The 17915-nt window shown below is 43.6% G+C and carries 8 protein-coding genes; 2 read left to right on the forward strand and 6 right to left on the reverse strand.

Annotated features, from left to right (window positions below; translation table 11 throughout):
* Window positions 1–32: 32 nt before the first annotated feature.
* Window positions 33–5591, reverse strand: a complete 5559-nt coding sequence (locus ACE1CD_RS25965; RefSeq protein WP_374826712.1) for an AAA family ATPase — start codon at window positions 5589–5591, stop codon at window positions 33–35.
* Window positions 5592–6343: 752 nt separating this feature from the next.
* Between ACE1CD_RS25965 and ACE1CD_RS25970 the strand changes: the two genes are divergently transcribed.
* On the forward strand, window positions 6344–6730 hold the full coding sequence (locus ACE1CD_RS25970) for a hypothetical protein (RefSeq protein ID WP_374792916.1): 387 nt from the start codon (window positions 6344–6346) through the stop codon (window positions 6728–6730).
* A gap of 6 nt (window positions 6731–6736) precedes the next feature.
* Window positions 6737–8548, forward strand: a complete 1812-nt coding sequence (locus tag ACE1CD_RS25975) for an ATP-binding protein (RefSeq protein ID WP_374826713.1) — start codon at window positions 6737–6739, stop codon at window positions 8546–8548.
* 137 nt (window positions 8549–8685) lie between these two features.
* Here the strand turns inward: ACE1CD_RS25975 and ACE1CD_RS25980 are convergent, their stop codons facing one another.
* The 5 genes from ACE1CD_RS25980 to ACE1CD_RS26000 all read right to left on the reverse strand — a co-directional run bounded on the left by ACE1CD_RS25980 (window position 8686) and on the right by ACE1CD_RS26000 (window position 17869).
* Window positions 8686–10167, reverse strand: a complete 1482-nt coding sequence (locus ACE1CD_RS25980; RefSeq protein ID WP_374826714.1) for a mechanosensitive ion channel domain-containing protein — start codon at window positions 10165–10167, stop codon at window positions 8686–8688.
* A 149-nt stretch (window positions 10168–10316) separates the two neighbouring features.
* Window positions 10317–13850 (reverse strand): adenylate/guanylate cyclase domain-containing protein, encoded by a 3534-nt coding sequence (locus ACE1CD_RS25985; RefSeq protein ID WP_374826715.1) that lies wholly within the window; start codon window positions 13848–13850, stop codon window positions 10317–10319.
* A 107-nt stretch (window positions 13851–13957) separates the two neighbouring features.
* A complete protein-coding gene (locus tag ACE1CD_RS25990) occupies window positions 13958–14089 on the reverse strand; it encodes a hypothetical protein (RefSeq protein WP_374792924.1) in 132 nt (43 codons plus the stop codon).
* 163 nt (window positions 14090–14252) lie between these two features.
* Complete coding sequence (locus tag ACE1CD_RS25995) at window positions 14253–17453, reverse strand: response regulator (RefSeq protein ID WP_374826716.1); 3201 nt, start codon at window positions 17451–17453, stop codon at window positions 14253–14255.
* On the reverse strand, window positions 17450–17869 hold the full coding sequence (locus ACE1CD_RS26000; RefSeq protein ID WP_374826717.1) for a four helix bundle protein: 420 nt from the start codon (window positions 17867–17869) through the stop codon (window positions 17450–17452). Before ACE1CD_RS26000 ends, ACE1CD_RS25995 begins: the two co-directional genes overlap by 4 nt.
* Between the last annotated feature and the right edge of the window lie 46 nt (window positions 17870–17915).

Consider the following 17915-nt stretch of genomic DNA (forward strand, 5'->3'; position numbering starts at 1 on the left):
TCAAAAGTCAAAAGAAAAAAAGGTAATAAAGGCTAGCGCGTCGGGGAAGGAAAAGCTCTCACTGGAATAGAAATAACAAACTCCGAACCTTCGCCTAACGAAGAATTAACCTCTAACTTACCGCCGTGTTTTTCCACAACAATTTGGTGGGCGATCGACAATCCCAATCCCGTTCCTTGACCGACAGGTTTGGTTGTGAATAGGTGATCGAAAATTCTTTGTTTGACTTCATCCGACATTCCCATTCCATTATCCTCAATCCGAATCAAAACTCTGTCCCCTTCTTTGCTGACGGCAGTTTGAATCGAGATTTGGTTAGGATTGACTTGAATTTCATTAAAGCTGCGTTCCTTATTTGATTCCTCCAAAGCATCGATCGCATTTGCCAATATATTCATAAATACCTGATTTAGCTGTCCGGGAAAGCACTCCACTAAAGGCAAATGGCCATAGTTTTTGACAACCTCAATCGCAGGACGGCGATCGCACGCTTTCAAACGATGCTTGAGAATCAGGAGAGTGCTGTTGAGTCCGTCGTGAATATTGAAAGGAACCGGACGAGCGGTATCTGACCTCGAAAACGTTCGCAAACTCGTACTGATGTCGCGAATGCGATCGACTCCCTCGTTCATCGACTCGATCGATTTTGGCAAATCTTCTCGCAAATAATCTAATTCTATTTCCTCAATTTCCGCCTCAATTTCCGCTCCCGGATGGGGAAACTTCTCTTGATAAAGATCGATGAGTTTAAACAAATATTTCACATAATCTTGAGCCGGTCGCAGGTTGCCTGAAAGGAAGTTTACCGGATTGTTAATTTCGTGAGCAACCCCTGCTACCAAATTCCCCAAAGCAGACATTTTTTCGCTTTGAACTAATTGCAGTTGCATCTGTTTGAGGTCGTGGAGAGACTGTTCGAGTTTTTGGGCATATTCCTGAGATTGCTGATAAAGCTGCTGAGATTGCTGATACAAACGAGCGTTTTCTAAAGAAATTGCTGCTTGCGAGCAGAGGATGTTGAGAATGGCAACGCGATCGCCAGTAAAAGCCCCAGTTACGAGATTATTTTCTAGATACAGTATACCGATCGTTTTGCCTTGATGGAAAATAGGAGTGCAAAGGACGCTCTTAGGTTGGTTTTGGATAATGTAGGAATCGGAAGCAAACATAGGTTGCTCGATCGCATCATCAAATACTAGCGTTTGTTTTGTGCGTTTGACGTAGTTAATCAAGCTCAGGGGAATTGCCGAACTATCCTCAAACGGCATTGATTCAACATGACAATTTTCGCGGTTAAAGCAGTAACCGACAACTGACCAATTGCCATTTTCGTTCAAAATCAACGCTCCTTTTTCAGCACCGGCATTTTCGATCGTTACTTGAATAAGAGTAGAAAGCAAGCGATCGATTTGCATTTCGCTGGAGAGAGCTTGAGAAGCTTTGATAACCGTTGGCAAATCTACTAACTCAGAACTGCTGGTAGTGCCGGTAATTGTTCTGCTAGAACTAGAAATTGATGACGCACAACTGGAAGTAAGAATTTCCTCGCGGGGATCGAGGTGAGTTTTATAGTTTTGCAGGATACTAACAAGTAATTCGGGATAGCGTTTTTCTAGATCGTCAATTTTCGATGATGCGCCCCAACGAGCGTAGGCGTAGTAAGCATCAATTAGATATACCTGAGCAATTTTTTCGTTTCTACATTCCAGGTAGAATTTAGCAGCTAGTTCATTCGCGAGAGCTTCTTCGTTGAGATATTCATTTTCTTTGGCGAGGGCAATTGCGCGATCGTAAGCTTTCATTGCTTTCATCTTTTCACCCTGTACTCGGAACATCTCGGCTTCCACTAAGTAAAATTTGTGGGAGAAATTCATCGGTGCATGATGCGCCCATTTTTGCAGTTTTTCCTGATTGCTTCGCACATGAAGCAGATGTTCCTGTTCCGAATGGCGATCGCTATTTATAGCCGCCAGCCGCACCAGCGAATCGTAGAAGTAGAACATCGGTACGTTCAGCATCCCCGTCACCGCGTCTAAATACTGTTCCGCTTGCCGAGCATTTTCTAGAGCTTGCTCAGTATTGCCGAACAGATAGCAAATGAGCATTTTGTGAAAGTGAAAATAATGGAGTCCGTTGCGATCGTTCGCCTGGATGTGAAACGGCAGCATTTTCTCTTCGTTATAGGCTTCACCTGCAAAGCGACAAGGATTTTCTGAGTGTCCTAAAAGATTTAATAGAGCTTGATGAACAATTTGAGTATAATTCAACGCAGCTTCTTGTTTGAATTGAGCGATCGCTTTACAGTAAGTGTCTACTTCCTGTTCTAATTCCGTCAGATTATGCGCGATTAAATAGGAATATTGAGAAATTTCTTTGGCTGAATATCCCAATTCTAACTCTCCAGTTTCTAATCCTCTGGCGTAACCTTCTTTTAAAAGGGGAATAGTCTCCTTGACGTGGTGTTTCCCATGTATAATGTGGACGCCGACGGTATAGAAAACTTTGGTTTTGAGGTAATTAGCGTTAAAGCGATCGACGATATTTAAAGCCAATTGACCGAATTGATATCCAGTTTCGATATCTAAAACTACACCGCTTAATATCAATCCATACAAACCGTAAGCAAATGCAGACAAAGGATCGTTGCCGTAAAAAATTGACAACTGAACCATTTTCAAAATTATCAGCGGCAGGAGCAAGGGAGCCGTGATATAAGCTGGAGAAACTATCCCCGATAAAATTCGCATTGCCGCCTGTTTTTCCGGGTCTGTCATGTCTGGCGAATTGACAAAATCGGCAATATTTTTGCCAGCAAAAAGCGCTGCGGTTTCTTCTAGTGCTTGCTGAATATCCGTCGGACTTGGCTGTTCGGGAAAGTTAATCCCCAAGAGTTTGAGAACTTCCAATCCCATTTCGACGGCTTGTTTCGGTTTGACTTGCGCCGTACAAGCGGAAAGCTTAATTTCATACACTTTCACTTTATCCAGCAGCGTTTTGGCGTTGTGCAACACTATTTCAGCTAACTCTTCCATCTGCTGAAAATCAGCGCTTAAATAGCCTATTTCTGCTGATAATACGTGCAGGTTGAGTGCTAATTCATACTTTGTTTGCCAGCTATCAAAGCCTAAAAGTTGCCTGCCAACGCTTAAATATCCGCGTGCTGCGGCATAAGCAGTAGCACTCTTTGCCTTGCGTCCTGCGATTAAATTCAGTTGAGCCAGTCGATCGCGTTCGGTTCGATCGACAATTAAATCGATACCATAATTCAACTGATTGACGATATCAAAAATTTTATCTTCTCTTTCAGCTTCAGGGATTTTATTCAACAAAAGTTGACCGATTTTTAGGTGAGTTGCCTGTTTTTGCGATTCGGGAATCAAAGCATAAGCAGCTTGCTGCACGCGATCGTGCAAAAATCGGTAGGTGGGAACCTGGGAATTAGTAATAGCTAACTGGGCAGATTTTTGTTGATTAGCTACAAGCGTTTCTCGCTCTTCATCTGCTTGGAAAAATTTGTAAACTTCACTCGTCGGCAGCACTAAACCATCTTGCAATGCTTTCCACAAATCTAGTGCTGTTTCGGATTGAGATTGCTCGCGGACAATGGCAAGTGTGCTTAAGTCAAATTGATGACCGATGCAGGCAGCAAGTTTCAATACTGCTTGAGTAGCTACTGGCAATTTCTGTAATTGCAGTGCCATAAATTCTACCACATCATCGGTTAGTGCCAATGCTCGCAATCGGGAAATATCGCACTGCCAATAACGCTCTTTAAAATTAAATTCGATTAGTCCATCTTCGTGGAGAAACTTGAGGAATTGAGTCAGGAAAAATGGATTGCCTTTCGTTTTTTGATAAACCAGTTCGGTGAGAGGCTTTGCCAGCGCGATCGCACAACCCAGAGTATCGGCAATCAAAACGTTTGCATCCGACTGCTGGAGCGGTTCTAAAGTCAGGGTGTTAACCGTTGCGCCAGTTTTTTGAATTTCTGTCAAAGTCAGCATTAAAGGATGCGCCAGACTAACTTCATTATCGCGATAAGCACCAATTAAGAATAGATAGCCGCGATCGCTCTGGTTCATCAGCAATTGAATCAAGTGCAAGGATGCTGAATCTGCCCATTGCAAATCGTCTAAAAATATGACAAGCGGATGTTCGTTTGTTGTGAAGACTTGAATAAATTTTTGGAATAAGAGATTAAAGCGATTTTGCGCCGCACTTCCCGATAGTTCTGCGACTGGGGGTGGCGCTCCGATAATTTGTTCTAATTCGGGAATCACTTCCACAATCACTTGCGCGTTGTCGCCCAAAGCTGCCAAAATTTCCGACTGCCACTGCACAAGTTTGGCATCGCTTTCGCTCAGCAATTGTCCCATCAAATCTCGAAAAGCTTGTACGAAAGCGGAGAAGGGAAGGTTGCGCTGGAATTGGTCGAATTTGCCTTTGATGAAGTAGCCGCGCTGCCGCACAATCGGTTTGTGAATTTCGTTGACGAGAGCGGTTTTGCCAATACCGGAAAAGCCGGCAACGAGCATCATTTCTATTTGGGATTTGCAATTTGAACTCCCGGATTCCGATTGATTGGCAATGCGATTCTCCGCAGGAGACGCTACGCGATCGAATGCCGCCAGTAGGGTTTTTACTTCCCTTTCCCTACCGTACAATTTTTCTGGGATAATGAAGCGATCGCACAAGTCTCGCTGCCCTAATTCAAAAGGTGCGATCGTTCCCGTATTTTTCCATTGCCACAAACAAGTTTCCAAATTGTCCTTAAGTCCCAGCGCACTTTGATAGCGGTCTTCCGCATTTTTCGCCATCAATTTGCTGACAATATCAGACAGTATTTGAGGAATTGCTGGGTCGATCTGATTTACCGGGATAGGCTGTTTGGCAAGGTGACAGTAAACTAACTCCATCGGGTCATCAGATTGAAACGGCAACTGTCCGGTAAGCAGTTCGTAGAAAGTCACTCCCAGAGAGTAAAAATCCGTGCGGTAATCAATACCTCGATTCATCCGTCCAGTTTGTTCGGGAGATAAATAAGGTAGAGTCCCTTCCAAGACGTTGGGATTTTGAAGAACTTGGTTTTCGCGAGGCAACAGCGATGCAATGCTAAAATCAATTACTTTGACTTGTTTGGTAGTCGGGTTAATCAGAATATTGGCCGGTTTGAGGTCTTTGTGGATGATCGAGTGGCGATAGAGTCCGTCGAGTGTATCGGCAATTTGAACGGCAATAGGAAGAAACTCGCTCACAGCTAATTCCCCTTTGCTTTTGCGATCCCCAAGTGATGCTATGTAACAAGATAAGGAAATTCCGCCAAAATCTTCCATAATCAGGGCATAGCGGTTTTCATAGTTTTCCAGGCTGTAGAGTTTGATAACGCCAGGAATATCGATGTTTTTCGCGATGATGTATTGGTTGCGAAATTGAACTATTTCGGTGAAGCGGGGAAACTCATTTCTTAGCAGTTTGATAACTACAGGTTGCCCATCTGAAGCTCGAATACCTCGATAAACCAGAGTTCGCGTTCCGGCATAGATTTGTTGGGTAATGCTGTAGCCCAGAAGATTAATTGTTGTGTCCGCCATTCCTACCCCCACCGCTGCTGCCGAACGTAAATAGTTACTAAAATTAATATTCCCTTAAACTCTTTAAGAATATCATTTTATTTTGATAAGTTATGTATCTTTTTTGCAAATATTCAGCAATGAATTAGATAATTCCTTTCTCTTCTGTCTGGTTTTCCCCTGACAATGAAGCTTTAAACTTAGTTATTTAGTAGGACTTATGCCATCTTCCATTTCAACAGCTATAGCTGTAGGGGTAATTCATGAATTACCCTTACAGCTAGACTATAGCAACCACTTTTATCTCAGTCTTATTTAAGTAATATTACTGGGGCTAGCACAGCGAAAGCCTTATTTTATAAGTAAATTCACCCTAATAATCTCATAGTTGATTTCTATACGTAAGTGTGATGACGATCGCAGACCTTTTCAAAATCGGTCACTGCATCATGTGACAAGCAAACAGATATTATGATGCAATCGTCATCTACAACAATATGAAATCATCGCTCTCCGGGATTCAGCCTAACTTTTATAGCTCGTGACAGTCAACCTTGATATCGCGAGTAACCGCTAGCGCAGAGGTAATCATCTCGTTTACATAAACCTCAGCAGCGAGATCCGACAATCACCCTGTCGGGTGAATCAATTGAATGAAGCGCGATCGCCTTGTGCAATCGTAACTTTAAGTTAGAACGCTGAATCCGGGGGAGAAACGATCGTCAAACTGGCGATCGCAACCACAAGACAGCATTCATCAGGGGATTAGCGACATGACTGTACAATTTACAGATTTAGAAATCTTAGCCCAACACGGTCTGGACTTAAAGCCGATCGAAGTACTAGCTAAGCAAGTATTGCAGTATCAGGATGCCACCCCACAAGAAATTTTGGAGCTGCTTGAAGAAGTCGCCCACAGCTATGCAGTTTTAGCGCCGACACTTTCGCCAAACCTGCGCTATAGTGCCAGAAAAGAAATCGAGTTTTTTGCATTTCTCTATCAAGATAGCCTCAAAAAGTTAACTAACCCCCACAAGGTACGGGAATCCCAGGAAAGCGTTCAATCTCTATCCCATTGTGTACGTGCCATAGTAGACGACCTGTTAAATTCAAAAAAGTGTCAAACCCTGCAAACTTTTGAAATTGCTCCAGTAACGTGATTCCCGATGCCTAACTACATACAAGCTTTACGAGACTGTTGCCAGGACGAAGCTGCTTTTGAACGGCTCAAACAAATCCTAGCGTCGGCGGTGAAAGACGAAGCATTTACAAAATTTCTCCTATCTTTAGATTCCCAACTCAGATCGAATGCTTCCTCCTTGCCAGACCTTGTATGTCAGCCTCCAAAACAGAACATCCCCAAATCCGATCCACCGGCAATAGCTCGTATTAGTGGGTATGAAGAAGAGGTAATTGGTAGTAGCTCAATTGAAATCAATGCTAGGGTGAATTCTCTAGATCGCCTGAGAATGGAACGATTATTGCAGTCAGAAGGAGCAGTCCACAACTTGGCATATGAGTTTCACAATAAGTCGGGTGAGGTATTGGTGGGGCTACTATCAGCAGAAATAATCAAAAGTAGCTTCGAGGAAGGTGAGTTCACCCTCACAACGAATATTATGGAACCGCAGCGAGCCCAAGTGCAAATGCGTGTATTGCCAAATCGCGATCGCGTCTGCACGACGCCGCCTTTTTCTCATAAAGCTTGGTGCAGCGCTCGTTTATTGGGCGAGATGGCTTTGCGAATTCGCAACTCGCTCAACCTCGATCGAATTCTCGATACCACAGTAGAAGAAGTTAGGCAATTCCTGCAAGCAGACCGCGTTTTCATCGGTGGCGTTAACGATTTCGGTAGGGGGCAAATTATAGCAGAATCCGTAGACCCCAAATGGGAATCCATCAAAGGATGGAAACTCGATGAAACTTATGTTAAAGAAATTAAATCTTATTACGAAGATCGTAATGTCCGGGCTATTGACGATACAAATCGAATCGAAAAAACTCCCTTTTTAAAGGAATACTATACCCGTTACCAGGTAAAAGCTGGCCTGGGTGTGCCTATTATTGTGGAATCAGAGTTTTTTGGAGTATTAGTTGCCAACCAATGCTCCAGCCCTCGTCATTGGCAGCCGTTTGAAATAGACTTACTAGAAAAATTAGCAACGCAAGTAGCGATCGCCATAAAACAAGCACAACTTTACAAACAAGTGCAAACCCTCAATGCCAACTTAGAACGCCAAGTCGAAGAACGTACAGCACAGCTACAGCAACGCAACAGAGAACTCCAAGAACTAAACAGAATTAAAGATGTTTTGCTGCATACAGTTTCCCACGATCTTCGCACATCGGTGATGGGAACGTTAATGGTATTCAAAAATTGGTTGGCTCGGTCAGAGGAAAATATATCTATATCTCGTAAATTATTAGAACGTATGGTTGCTGGGATCGATCGCCAACTGAAAACGATCCACTCGCTGCTAGAAACTCATACAAGTGAAGCACAGGGAACTATTATCCATCGCGAGTTTGTTCGATTCAATACCCTGCTACTATCTATTATTAAAGACTTAGAACCAATGCTGGCAGAAAATCAAGCCAGCCTGACCAATCTTGTCCCTGACAATTTACCGTTAGTAATACTCGATCCGACTCAAATACAGCGAGTTTTTGAAAGCTTATTTACCCATACTTTGAAACATAATCCGCCCGGATTGAGTTTAACCCTGAGCGCCACAGTGGAAGCGGGGACGATTTGCTGCCATATCCAGGATAACGGTACGGGGATGAGTCAAGTAGAGTGCGATCGCCTCTTTGACCTCCACGTCCGCGACCCTCAAGCACGATGCTCCACCGGTATCGGTCTAAAATTATATCTTTGTCGGCAAATTATTCAAGCTCACGGCGGTCAAATCGGCGTCACTAGCAATCGCGGTTCCGGTTCAAACTTTTGGTTTACCTTACCGATTGCCAATTGTTAGGGGCTAGAAAAAGTCAAAAGTCAAAAGTCAAAAGTCAAAAAAAAGGGGTTAGGGGTTAGGGACTAGGGAGGAGGGAACAGGGAAAAGAGAAAAGGGAAAATATTAATTATTCTGCTCCCCCACTCATCCCCTAACCCCTAGCCCTGACGCCCGTTTCCTGTCAAAACTAGCTCATTGCTAGGTATTTCGGTCTTACCTTGACCTAAACGTGCCAATTTCTTCCTTTCTTCAATAAATCGGTTCATTTCCGAGGCGAACCTGGGATATCGCTGTGCTAGGTCAAACACCGCATCACCTTGAATCAAAATCGCCTTTAAATCATTCGTAACGGTGACTGAAACTGGACTCGGTTCTCCTCGTAGCAGCACATTTTCACCAAAAAACTCCCCGGTTGATAGGCGGGCGATTTCTTGTTTTTGTTTGTTAACATCGGTCACGGAAAGGGTGACGCCGCCATTAACAATGATATAAAGTCCGGTATCGAAGTTTCCCTCCCGAACAATCTGTTCCCTAACACCGTAGTATTTTAAAGTCGCACCTTGAGCTAGTTGAGTGACGGTTTCCCGCTCTAGAAAGCTAAAAGAAGAGAGAGACAGCAAAGTTTCTGCGATTTCGTGAGAATCATCATGGGATTGCAAATCCTTGCGGGTGAGCAAGTAATGCTTTTGCGCCGGTATGGGACTATCTAGATTATTGCGTTTGGCGGCGTAATAAACATTTGTCATGAACTGACCGCGAATTTCCTCACTACGGGCAAACTTTGCTATGTAGTACTCGACTTCGTATTCAGCCATAACTTCTGAAAATTTGATCGGTCGAATTTCCGGCTCTGGATGAGACATAACGCCCTCAACCGAAAGCACCGCTTCTAGTAATATTTGCTTAACTCGGTTGGGCGGCTCTTGATTAGAAAAGTTTAAAACTACGCGATCGGCGTGCAACGGATCTAGCAGTGTATAGTTGTAAATAATATTTTGACCCAGCACTCCATTAGGGATAATCACAACATCTCTTTCTCTTGTCTTTAAGCGAACGGCACGCCAGTTAATTTCCAGCACTTCTCCCTCTTGCTCATCTACCTTAATCCAGTCACCTATCTTAAAGGGAGACTCAAAAATAAGCAGAAAACCAGAAACCAGGTTACTCAGCGTATCTTGCAGCGCTAAGGCAATCACCAGCGAACCTACTCCTAAAGCAGCGAAAACTTGACTCAGGTCAACTTGCCAGACATCTGCCAGCAGATAAGCCAGAACTCCCAGCACAACAGAAATGCGGGTCACTTGAAATAACAAACTGGGAACCTGAATCTGCCATAATTGCTGCTTTTTTCCATCTGTTAGTACCACATTTACTAACGAAAGTATGGTGTAAATTGCCGCAAAACCTAACACGGTTTCCACAATTTCTAGCGGGAGACCAGTAGCTTTGAACTCCAAAAGTTGCGCCATTACCAGCACAATTGCCAGAAGCGGCAAGATAAACACGCGGATGTTGTTAAAAAAGTTTTCCAGTGGATTTTCTCGCTTTGCTAGGTATTCGCGTCCCTCTCCCAGAGTGATGCTCAGGATGGGAAATCCGACAATTAATACCAGTCCCCAGATTAAATTCGATTTTTCCATTACCGCGATTAACCTTTCTGTTAATTAGATATTAAACACTACCTTGTAGGAAATAGCTGAGCTTGGCTGTCAGTAGCTATAATTCAGCAGTTGATTATTGCTGACTTCAGACTGTTAACCACTCTTAACTAATCCCTGAATGCAGTTTTTCATTCGGTTGTTTTTACGTCATCATCTTTTGTATCATCCAATTCATGCTGACCTAAATCGCTAGGTAGTTGCTCGCTCGTCGATGTGGGTATTTCATTGGTCTGATTTTCTTGCGTAGCATTTGTTTGTAGGTCTTCATTTTTATTTTCCTCCGAATCCTTTCCTTCTTGACGACGAAAATTGCTAGCAATTTGCCTAATATTTAAGTGCTTTTCTGGTGTTGTTGATGACAATTCAGACTGATATTTCAGCCAAGCTTTATGCTGGGATGCTTCTCTTAAAACATTTTGCAGGAAGCTTTCAGTAATAAAACTTTTTGTATCAGAAGGATCGGCAATCCTGGTTGGTTCTACCTCTTCATCTTTAATTTCCACCGACACTGACTGGTTTTGTCGTAAATCTTGGCGAAGTTTCTTAATTATTGACGTAGGTAATCCACCTGTTTGTTCTGCTGTCCGATCAGTTATTTGAGTATCTTCATCTGCCATTTCTTCGACTTCATTTGACTCTAATCGATCGCTAGCGATCGATTCCATCATTGACGCGGGCAATTCACCTGTCTGTAATAGTGGCTGAGCCGTTGTTTGAACTGACTCTTCTTTGATGTCATCCCAATCGATTTGCTCGACATCATTGGCGATCGATTCCATCATTGACGCCGACAATTCACTCGTTTGTTCTCCTGAATGAGCCGTTGTTTGTAAATCATCATCGGCAATATGCTCGAACTCATTGCGCTCTAATTCATCGCTAGCGATCGACTCAATCGTTGATGTGGATGATGCAACGGTTTGCTCTAGTGGTAGAACTGTTGTTTGAATATCTTCATCTGCAATATCCTCGACCTCATTTGGCTCTAAATCACTAGCTAGCGAGCTAATCTCCGATGTGGGTGATTCAACGGTTTCGCTCGCACTTAAAGCATCATTTTTTTCATCTTGAATGTCATCAAAATCATCAATACCTAAATCGCCAGTCAGTTGACCGAAACTTGTTGTTACTTCCGCAGTTTTGCTGTCGGCGAGCGCATCATTTCGCTCATCTTGAATGTCATCAAAATCATCAATACCTAAATCGCTGGTAAGTTGACCGAAACTTGATGTTGTTACTTCAGCAGTTTTGTTGTCGGCGAGCGCATCGCTTTGCTCATCTTGAATGTCATCAAAATCATCAATACCTAAATCGCTGGTAAGTTGACCGAAACTTGATGTCGGTGAAGAAGTAGTTTTATTGACTGGGGAAGCGGTTGTTTGTACGTCGTCTTTTGTAACGTCGTCAAACGCAGCTACACCGAAACTGCTAGTAAATTGGTTAATCGTTGATTTTGGTGGTTCGATCGGCTTGTTTGGTTTTATATCATCACCGTCGTTAAATTCATCAAAAGCATCGAGATCTAAACCACCTGTAAGCGCACCGATTAGATCTGTCAGCGCTCTCTTCCTCAACACCCAGGTATTTAGCCTGTTGCCTTCCACATCGATGGCTTTTCCATGTTCAAATTCGTATGAATCGCCCAAGCGATCGCGCACTGATTGGGTAACTACAATCGCGTTGGCTTCAGCTTGAGTATTCAGGTAACTGGCGATTACTACCGTCTCTCCCCACAAATCGTAAGAAAACTTTTGCGTACCGATGATACCTGCGGTCACTCTGCCTGCATGAATACCAATGCCCAGACCCAGCCTGGTATTAAGTCGGTTATTAATGCCTTGCGTAATGTCGAGTGCCTTCAAGGCAAAATCCATCATTCGTTTTTCGTGATCGAGACGGGGTTTGGTGAGTCCGCAAATGGCAATGTAGCGATCGCAGCCGACCTTTAATTTTTCTACATCGTAGCGATCGGCAAGTTCATCGAGGGAATCGATCAATTCGTTGAGTTGTTCTGCAACTGCTTTAACACCCTTATCTGCTTCTAACTTCCTTAAGCCAGTTATGCTGGCAAACATCACCGTCGCTTGTGGAATCGAGTCGTTAATTTCTTTTTCGCCTTTCTTGAGTCGATCGGCTACCGTCTTGGGCAATAATTTCGATAACAAGCTCTCGCTTTGGCGATATTTCTGTTCGACTTCATGATTTTGCTGGCGAAAGCCTTTAATTATTTGGTTAAAGATATCTGCCAAATCTTTGTACTCATCTTGCGTATCCACCACCAGTTCCACTTCTGGTTCTCCCGCAGCTACTTTCTCAGATGCTTCCACCATCGCTTTGATGGGTTTGACAAATTTGGCGGCGGCTACACCAGCCACAAAATTTACCACCAACACGAGGATTACGGTTGAGGTAAACAGGTAACTTTGCAGCGAATAAAGAGATTTATAGGCTTCGGCGATATCTATTTCCGACACAATTGCCCAGTCTAAGCCGGGTAGATTGAGGCGCGAGTAGGAACTGAGTACCTTAATACCGCGATAGTCTTGAGTGATTTTGCTACCTTCACCATGTTTGATGACCGCTTTTGCTGCTTTGGTGTCGATCTTCTGCAACAGGATAGAAGTGCCGATATTACTAATGAGTTGAAGGGTCTCTTCTTTTGTACCCCTAGCACGCAAATTTGCCTTGTATTCCTCCGGCTTTTCGATCGAAAAGCGGGAAGAAGATCGCATCAAAAAATCCGAACCCACCAGATAGGTTTCTCCAGTTTTCCCCAGCCCCACCCACTGGCGATGTCCTGTTACGATGTCGTTAATCTTATCCACCGGCATCTGCACGGCGAGAATGCCGACCAACTGGGAACCGTCTAAAATCGGGCCGGCGATAAATGCCGCAGGTGCCCCATAGGAGGCGCGATAGAATTGGAAATCGACTACTTTAATCGCGTTGCGATCGGGATTATCCTGCACAGATGAGATCGCATTCGCTAAATTGCTGCGACTGTAAGGGCCATCACTCAGATTTGTGGCAAAATCCGTCTCTTTATCAACCGAGTAGACAATTTCCCCGTTTTTCGGATCGATCAGGAAGAGATCGTAGTAGCCAAACTTTTTGATGATATCCCGAAATAGCCTGTGGTACTGGGTATGAATATTGCTGTACTTGCTATCGTCTCCCGCATTCTGCAACGCATCTTTTTCCCCCACCGGATGCGGGTTATGGGCAATGTAGTGATATTGGAGATATCGAGCTGCTGGACTTTGTGGCGCGTAGGTTTCAAAGTTGGGTGTTCCCAGAATGTTTTTAGACAGCCGAGGTAAAAATTCCTTGCTGTAATATGTTTTAATTGCCTTATCCCACTCCGCAGGAATACTTTTTTGGTTGAGTTCGTCGTATGCCTCATTGAACTCCTTCATTGCCGTCACCACCATCCGATCCTCACATAGAGTCTCCAGGTGGTTCTGTAAGTTCGTGAAGTAGGATTCCAGCCGATCGGCTTTGGCGCTACGGATACTGACCAAATGATCGAAGACAGTCTCTCTCAGCTCGGCCCTTGCCCAACTCCAGCCCAGGTAGCCAATCACCAGTATGGAAATCATACTCACTATCAGGAGCATGATTTGAACTTTTGCTTTAATACTTAAGCGCTTGAGTCCAAGCATAAGGAATTGCCGTTAGATACTTTACTAAATGATTTCGATAAATTTCAAATTTAAATAAAATTGCCCTTGGCAATTTTAAATCTGAAATTATCATTGTTTTTTTGCTTTTAGGCGGCAACTGTTGGGATTTTCTGACGTAATCGCTTTGGGTAATGGCAGCAAGTTACTGCTGCCGATCGATAAGCCACCCTGATGATGTTACCATCTTTGGCCGGAACTCGATCGTCAAAATATGTCATCTACTTGTGAAGAAATTCTTAAATGCTAGGCTGCTAGAGCCTCAGTCAAGTAATGCTAGAAACTGGGTTGCTGACACAAGTTCGGAAAAAGCGTAAAAGGGAGAAAAGGAGAAAGGGTTTTTCCCCTTTTTCCTTTTCCCCCTTGTTCGCATTTTTGGTTCTCTTAGGAAGAGATGGCAGCGGGAGCTTTTTGGGTGAGCCAGTCAGCGATCGCACCCAAAAGTTCGTCGTTGCGATAGGGCTTGGTAAAGTAGCCCACAGCCCCCATTTCTAAGCATATAAGCCGATATTTTTCACCTTGGCGAGAAGTTAACATAACCACAGGCACTTTCGCTAAATCTGGGTCTTGACTGCAATTGTTTAAAAATTCAAAACCATTCATCACAGGCATTTCAATATCGCAAATGACTAATTGAATACCTCGATTTTGTTGCATTTGTTGTAGTGCCTCTCGACCGTTCTGTGCTTGTAGCACTTGGTAACCCGCTCTTTGCAGAAGCAATGCTAACGTTTGACGCACGCTAATCGAATCATCTACTATCAAAATTTTAGGAGAAGAAGAGGCGATAGAAGCAGAGGGAGAACGAGGCAGAAGAAGAGGAGCGCTCGCAGATGGTTTTAATTTCAAATTTGAAGTTTCAGATTGCAGATTGAAGGTAGGATTTTTGTGATCAATTGGCAATTTTAGATCGGAAATCTGCAATTTTACTGTTAATTGATTAAACAAGCGATCGACCAACGCAGTACCGTCAATCACAAGTGTGAGGCGACCGTCAGCAAGAGTACTGCCACCGTAGACATAGCTGGGAGGTGCGATCGCTTTACCTAAAGGTCTGATCACCAGTTCTTGTTCGCCCAAAATTTGATCGACTTCCAACCCCAAAAGTTCTTGATGTCGGCGTAGCAGCAGCAGAGGAGTGTAACCCGGTGCTTGAGAATAGTAACTGTAGCCCAGCAATTCAGCCATATTGTACACAGGCACCATAACTTGAGACTCGCCCCTACTCCAGCGCAACACTTTTTGACCTTCTAATTTTTGAATTTGCTCTGATTTGGGGATAATTATCTGTTCAATAGCATCTGATAGCAAGGCATACACAGCACCACCTACCTCACAAACCATCAATTTCCCCATTGTTAAAGTTAGCGGAAATTGCAGAGAAAATGTTGTGCCATGCTCCGGTTCCGAGCGTACTAAAACCGATCCGTAAAGCGCTTGCATTTGGGAACGGACAACATTTAAACCAATGCCGCGACCGGAAAGATCGCTCAGTTGCGTTACGGTAGAAAATCCCGGTTCAAACAACAAATCTAACACGGCATTTTCCGACAATTTATTAGCTTGTTCCGCAGACATCCATTGCAGTTCGATCGCACGCCGCCGAATCCGATCTAAGTCTAGCCCCTGACCGTCATCGCTGACTTCAATAATTGTTTGATTGCCTTGATGATAGGCACGAATTTCAATGTTACCTGTTTCTGGTTTGCCTCTATGAGCGCGAATTTGAGGTGCTTCGATCCCGTGATCGAAGGCATTGCGAACTAAGTGCAGTAACGGGTCGTACAGCTTTTCTGCTAGCGCCCTATCCACCAGCACATCTGTACCCCGCAGCGTCAGTTCTACTGGTTTGCGATGAGCTGTCGCCAGTTGTTGCAAGAGTCGAGGAAAGCGACTGAAAATTTCCCCTACAGGCAACATTTGTGCCTCTCTCATGTTATCTTGCACGTTATTCAACAGGCGGCGCTGTTTTTCAATAATTTGACTTGATTGTCTCGACAAAATATCTGTAGAATCTGTCGCTTCTTCTAGTTGTACGATTTCTTCTATGGCTGATTGCAAAAGTACGTGAAGTTCGCTGTAGCGATCCAACTCTAAGGAATCGAATTTAGCGCTAATTTCAGATTTCAGATTTAAGATGGCAGAAAAAAGTTTTGCTTCGACCTTTGGCAATTTAAAGTCGCCAATCTGCAATTTGGCATTTTGACGCTCTTGGGCAATGAATATCTCATCGCACCAATCGCGCAGTTCGCTCATTGTTTGCTGGTGTCGTCGCAACCGCAAGCGCGATCGCCCCACAGACTCCTGAATTTGCTCGGCAATATTAGCGAGGCGATTTTGATTGATCAGCAATTCCCCTGCTAAGTGACTCAGGCTTTTTAGCAGATCTAAATCAACTCGTACAGATGGGGAAACTGGTTTGGGATTTGGGATTTGGGATTTGGTAACTATGCGTTGATAATTTTCCCCATCTTCAGTGCTTTCATTCACCTCTGCTACATTGGCAGCCGTGACATTCGCCGTCTGTTTTGCGATTGGGCTAATTTCAGTACTTTGAGCTATTGTATCGGCAACCAAACTGCCAAAAACTTCTTCTAAACTCGGATCTAAATCTGATTCTGGTAGCTCGACATAATCATCTATCTCAACAAAATCTTCTGCTTCATCTATAAAGCTAGAAAATTCGGAATCGGACTTTGAAAAGACAAATTCTTCCTCATCGTCTTCTCTTCTGTGTTGGACGGGGAGGGGTTGTGGGTAGGGTAGCTCCTTTCCTTCGATCGCCACTTTTACTGGTAAAATTGTCCCGGCTAGCTGTTGTAAGCTAAAAGAAGGCTCTCCACCACGAGTGCGATCGCCCGCCATCACCGCTGACCAGGCTTGCCAAAAATCAGTTATCGCTACCTTGGCAATATTACTTGCTTGTTGTGGATGAAGCTCTAAAGCAGCGATCGTTTTTTGCGCGATCGCACCAAACCCCGGTAAATTTAAAGATTCCGCCAAACCTACAAAAACTTCTGCTTGCTCTCGCAAAGCTGGCTCTACCTGCCAGGGTTGACAATTATTTAAAAGATTTATCAATTCTTCCAGTCTTTGTTTAACACCCACTTCAAAAATAGATTGAGTAATATCAAATCCCAACTCCACCGAAGTAGGAATATGCGTTTCGCGAGCAAAATAATCTCCTAATTTTTCTTGCAATTGGGCAAATACATAAACTGCCCGATCCAAAACTTCATTGTCATTTATATAACCACCTTGTATTTCCGCCATCAAAGGAAAGCGCAAACACTCATACCCTTCAATTAACAGCGTTTCTAACTCCGTATCGATCGACAAATCGGGGTTATATAGAACTTTAAATACATCCTCCAAATGGTGAGCGATCGTTTTAATCGTCTCCAGCCCCATATTGGCAGCCGCACCTTTAAGGGTATGCGTTGTCCTCATTAAGCTATGCACTTTAACAAGACTGTAATCTTCTCGCAAAGTCAGCAAATCTTGTTCGATCGCTTGCAAAAGTTCCGGTGCTTCTGCAACAAAATACTGATAACCCTGTTCGCGGATATTTGTATCAAGGCTCATATTGTAAATTTTGGATTTTGGATTTTGGATTTTGGATTAAGACCGTTTGTAACTGAATTCGATCTCGGTTTGTTACGTAGTGTTTTAATAGATGCAACTGTCATCGCTAAAATTTCATTCGTTTCCGACATCAGACTTTTGAGCTTGTCAGCAGAGATTAATCCAGATTCAACAATAAGCTCCATCCAATAAAGACTTTCATCTGCTTCTTCTTCTACAATGCTGAGTTTAGCAATGACATCAGCGGTTGACTTGCCCCGACAAGCTGACCGATAGTTAGCGCCCACAGATGTTGCCGAACGGATTAACTGCTTGCCGATAACCTCTGCTGTTCGGCTTTCTGGAAGTGCTTCTACTAGGCGGATAACCCGCAATGGCAGTTGTTTCGTTCTCTTCTTGAACTCTTGTTCGTTCATAATCCCAAATCCCCAATCCAAAATACTTTGTTTTAGATTTTAGATT

Source organism: Aerosakkonema sp. BLCC-F183 (genome assembly GCF_041929145.1).
In the GTDB taxonomy this organism is placed as follows: domain Bacteria; phylum Cyanobacteriota; class Cyanobacteriia; order Cyanobacteriales; family Aerosakkonemataceae; genus Aerosakkonema.

Excerpts from the sequence above, each read along its gene's own strand:
- ACE1CD_RS25965 (WP_374826712.1), bottom strand. The coding sequence starts at position 5,591 with ATGGCGGACACAACAATTAATCTTCTGGGCTACAGCATTACCCAACAA.
- ACE1CD_RS25970 (WP_374792916.1), top strand. The coding sequence starts at position 6,344 with ATGACTGTACAATTTACAGATTTAGAAATCTTAGCCCAACACGGTCTG.
- ACE1CD_RS25975 (WP_374826713.1), top strand. The coding sequence starts at position 6,737 with ATGCCTAACTACATACAAGCTTTACGAGACTGTTGCCAGGACGAAGCT.
- ACE1CD_RS25980 (WP_374826714.1), bottom strand. The coding sequence starts at position 10,167 with ATGGAAAAATCGAATTTAATCTGGGGACTGGTATTAATTGTCGGATTT.
- ACE1CD_RS25985 (WP_374826715.1), bottom strand. The coding sequence starts at position 13,850 with ATGCTTGGACTCAAGCGCTTAAGTATTAAAGCAAAAGTTCAAATCATG.
- ACE1CD_RS25990 (WP_374792924.1), bottom strand. The coding sequence starts at position 14,089 with ATGACATATTTTGACGATCGAGTTCCGGCCAAAGATGGTAACATCATC.
- ACE1CD_RS25995 (WP_374826716.1), bottom strand. The coding sequence starts at position 17,453 with ATGAGCCTTGATACAAATATCCGCGAACAGGGTTATCAGTATTTTGTT.
- ACE1CD_RS26000 (WP_374826717.1), bottom strand. The coding sequence starts at position 17,869 with ATGAACGAACAAGAGTTCAAGAAGAGAACGAAACAACTGCCATTGCGG.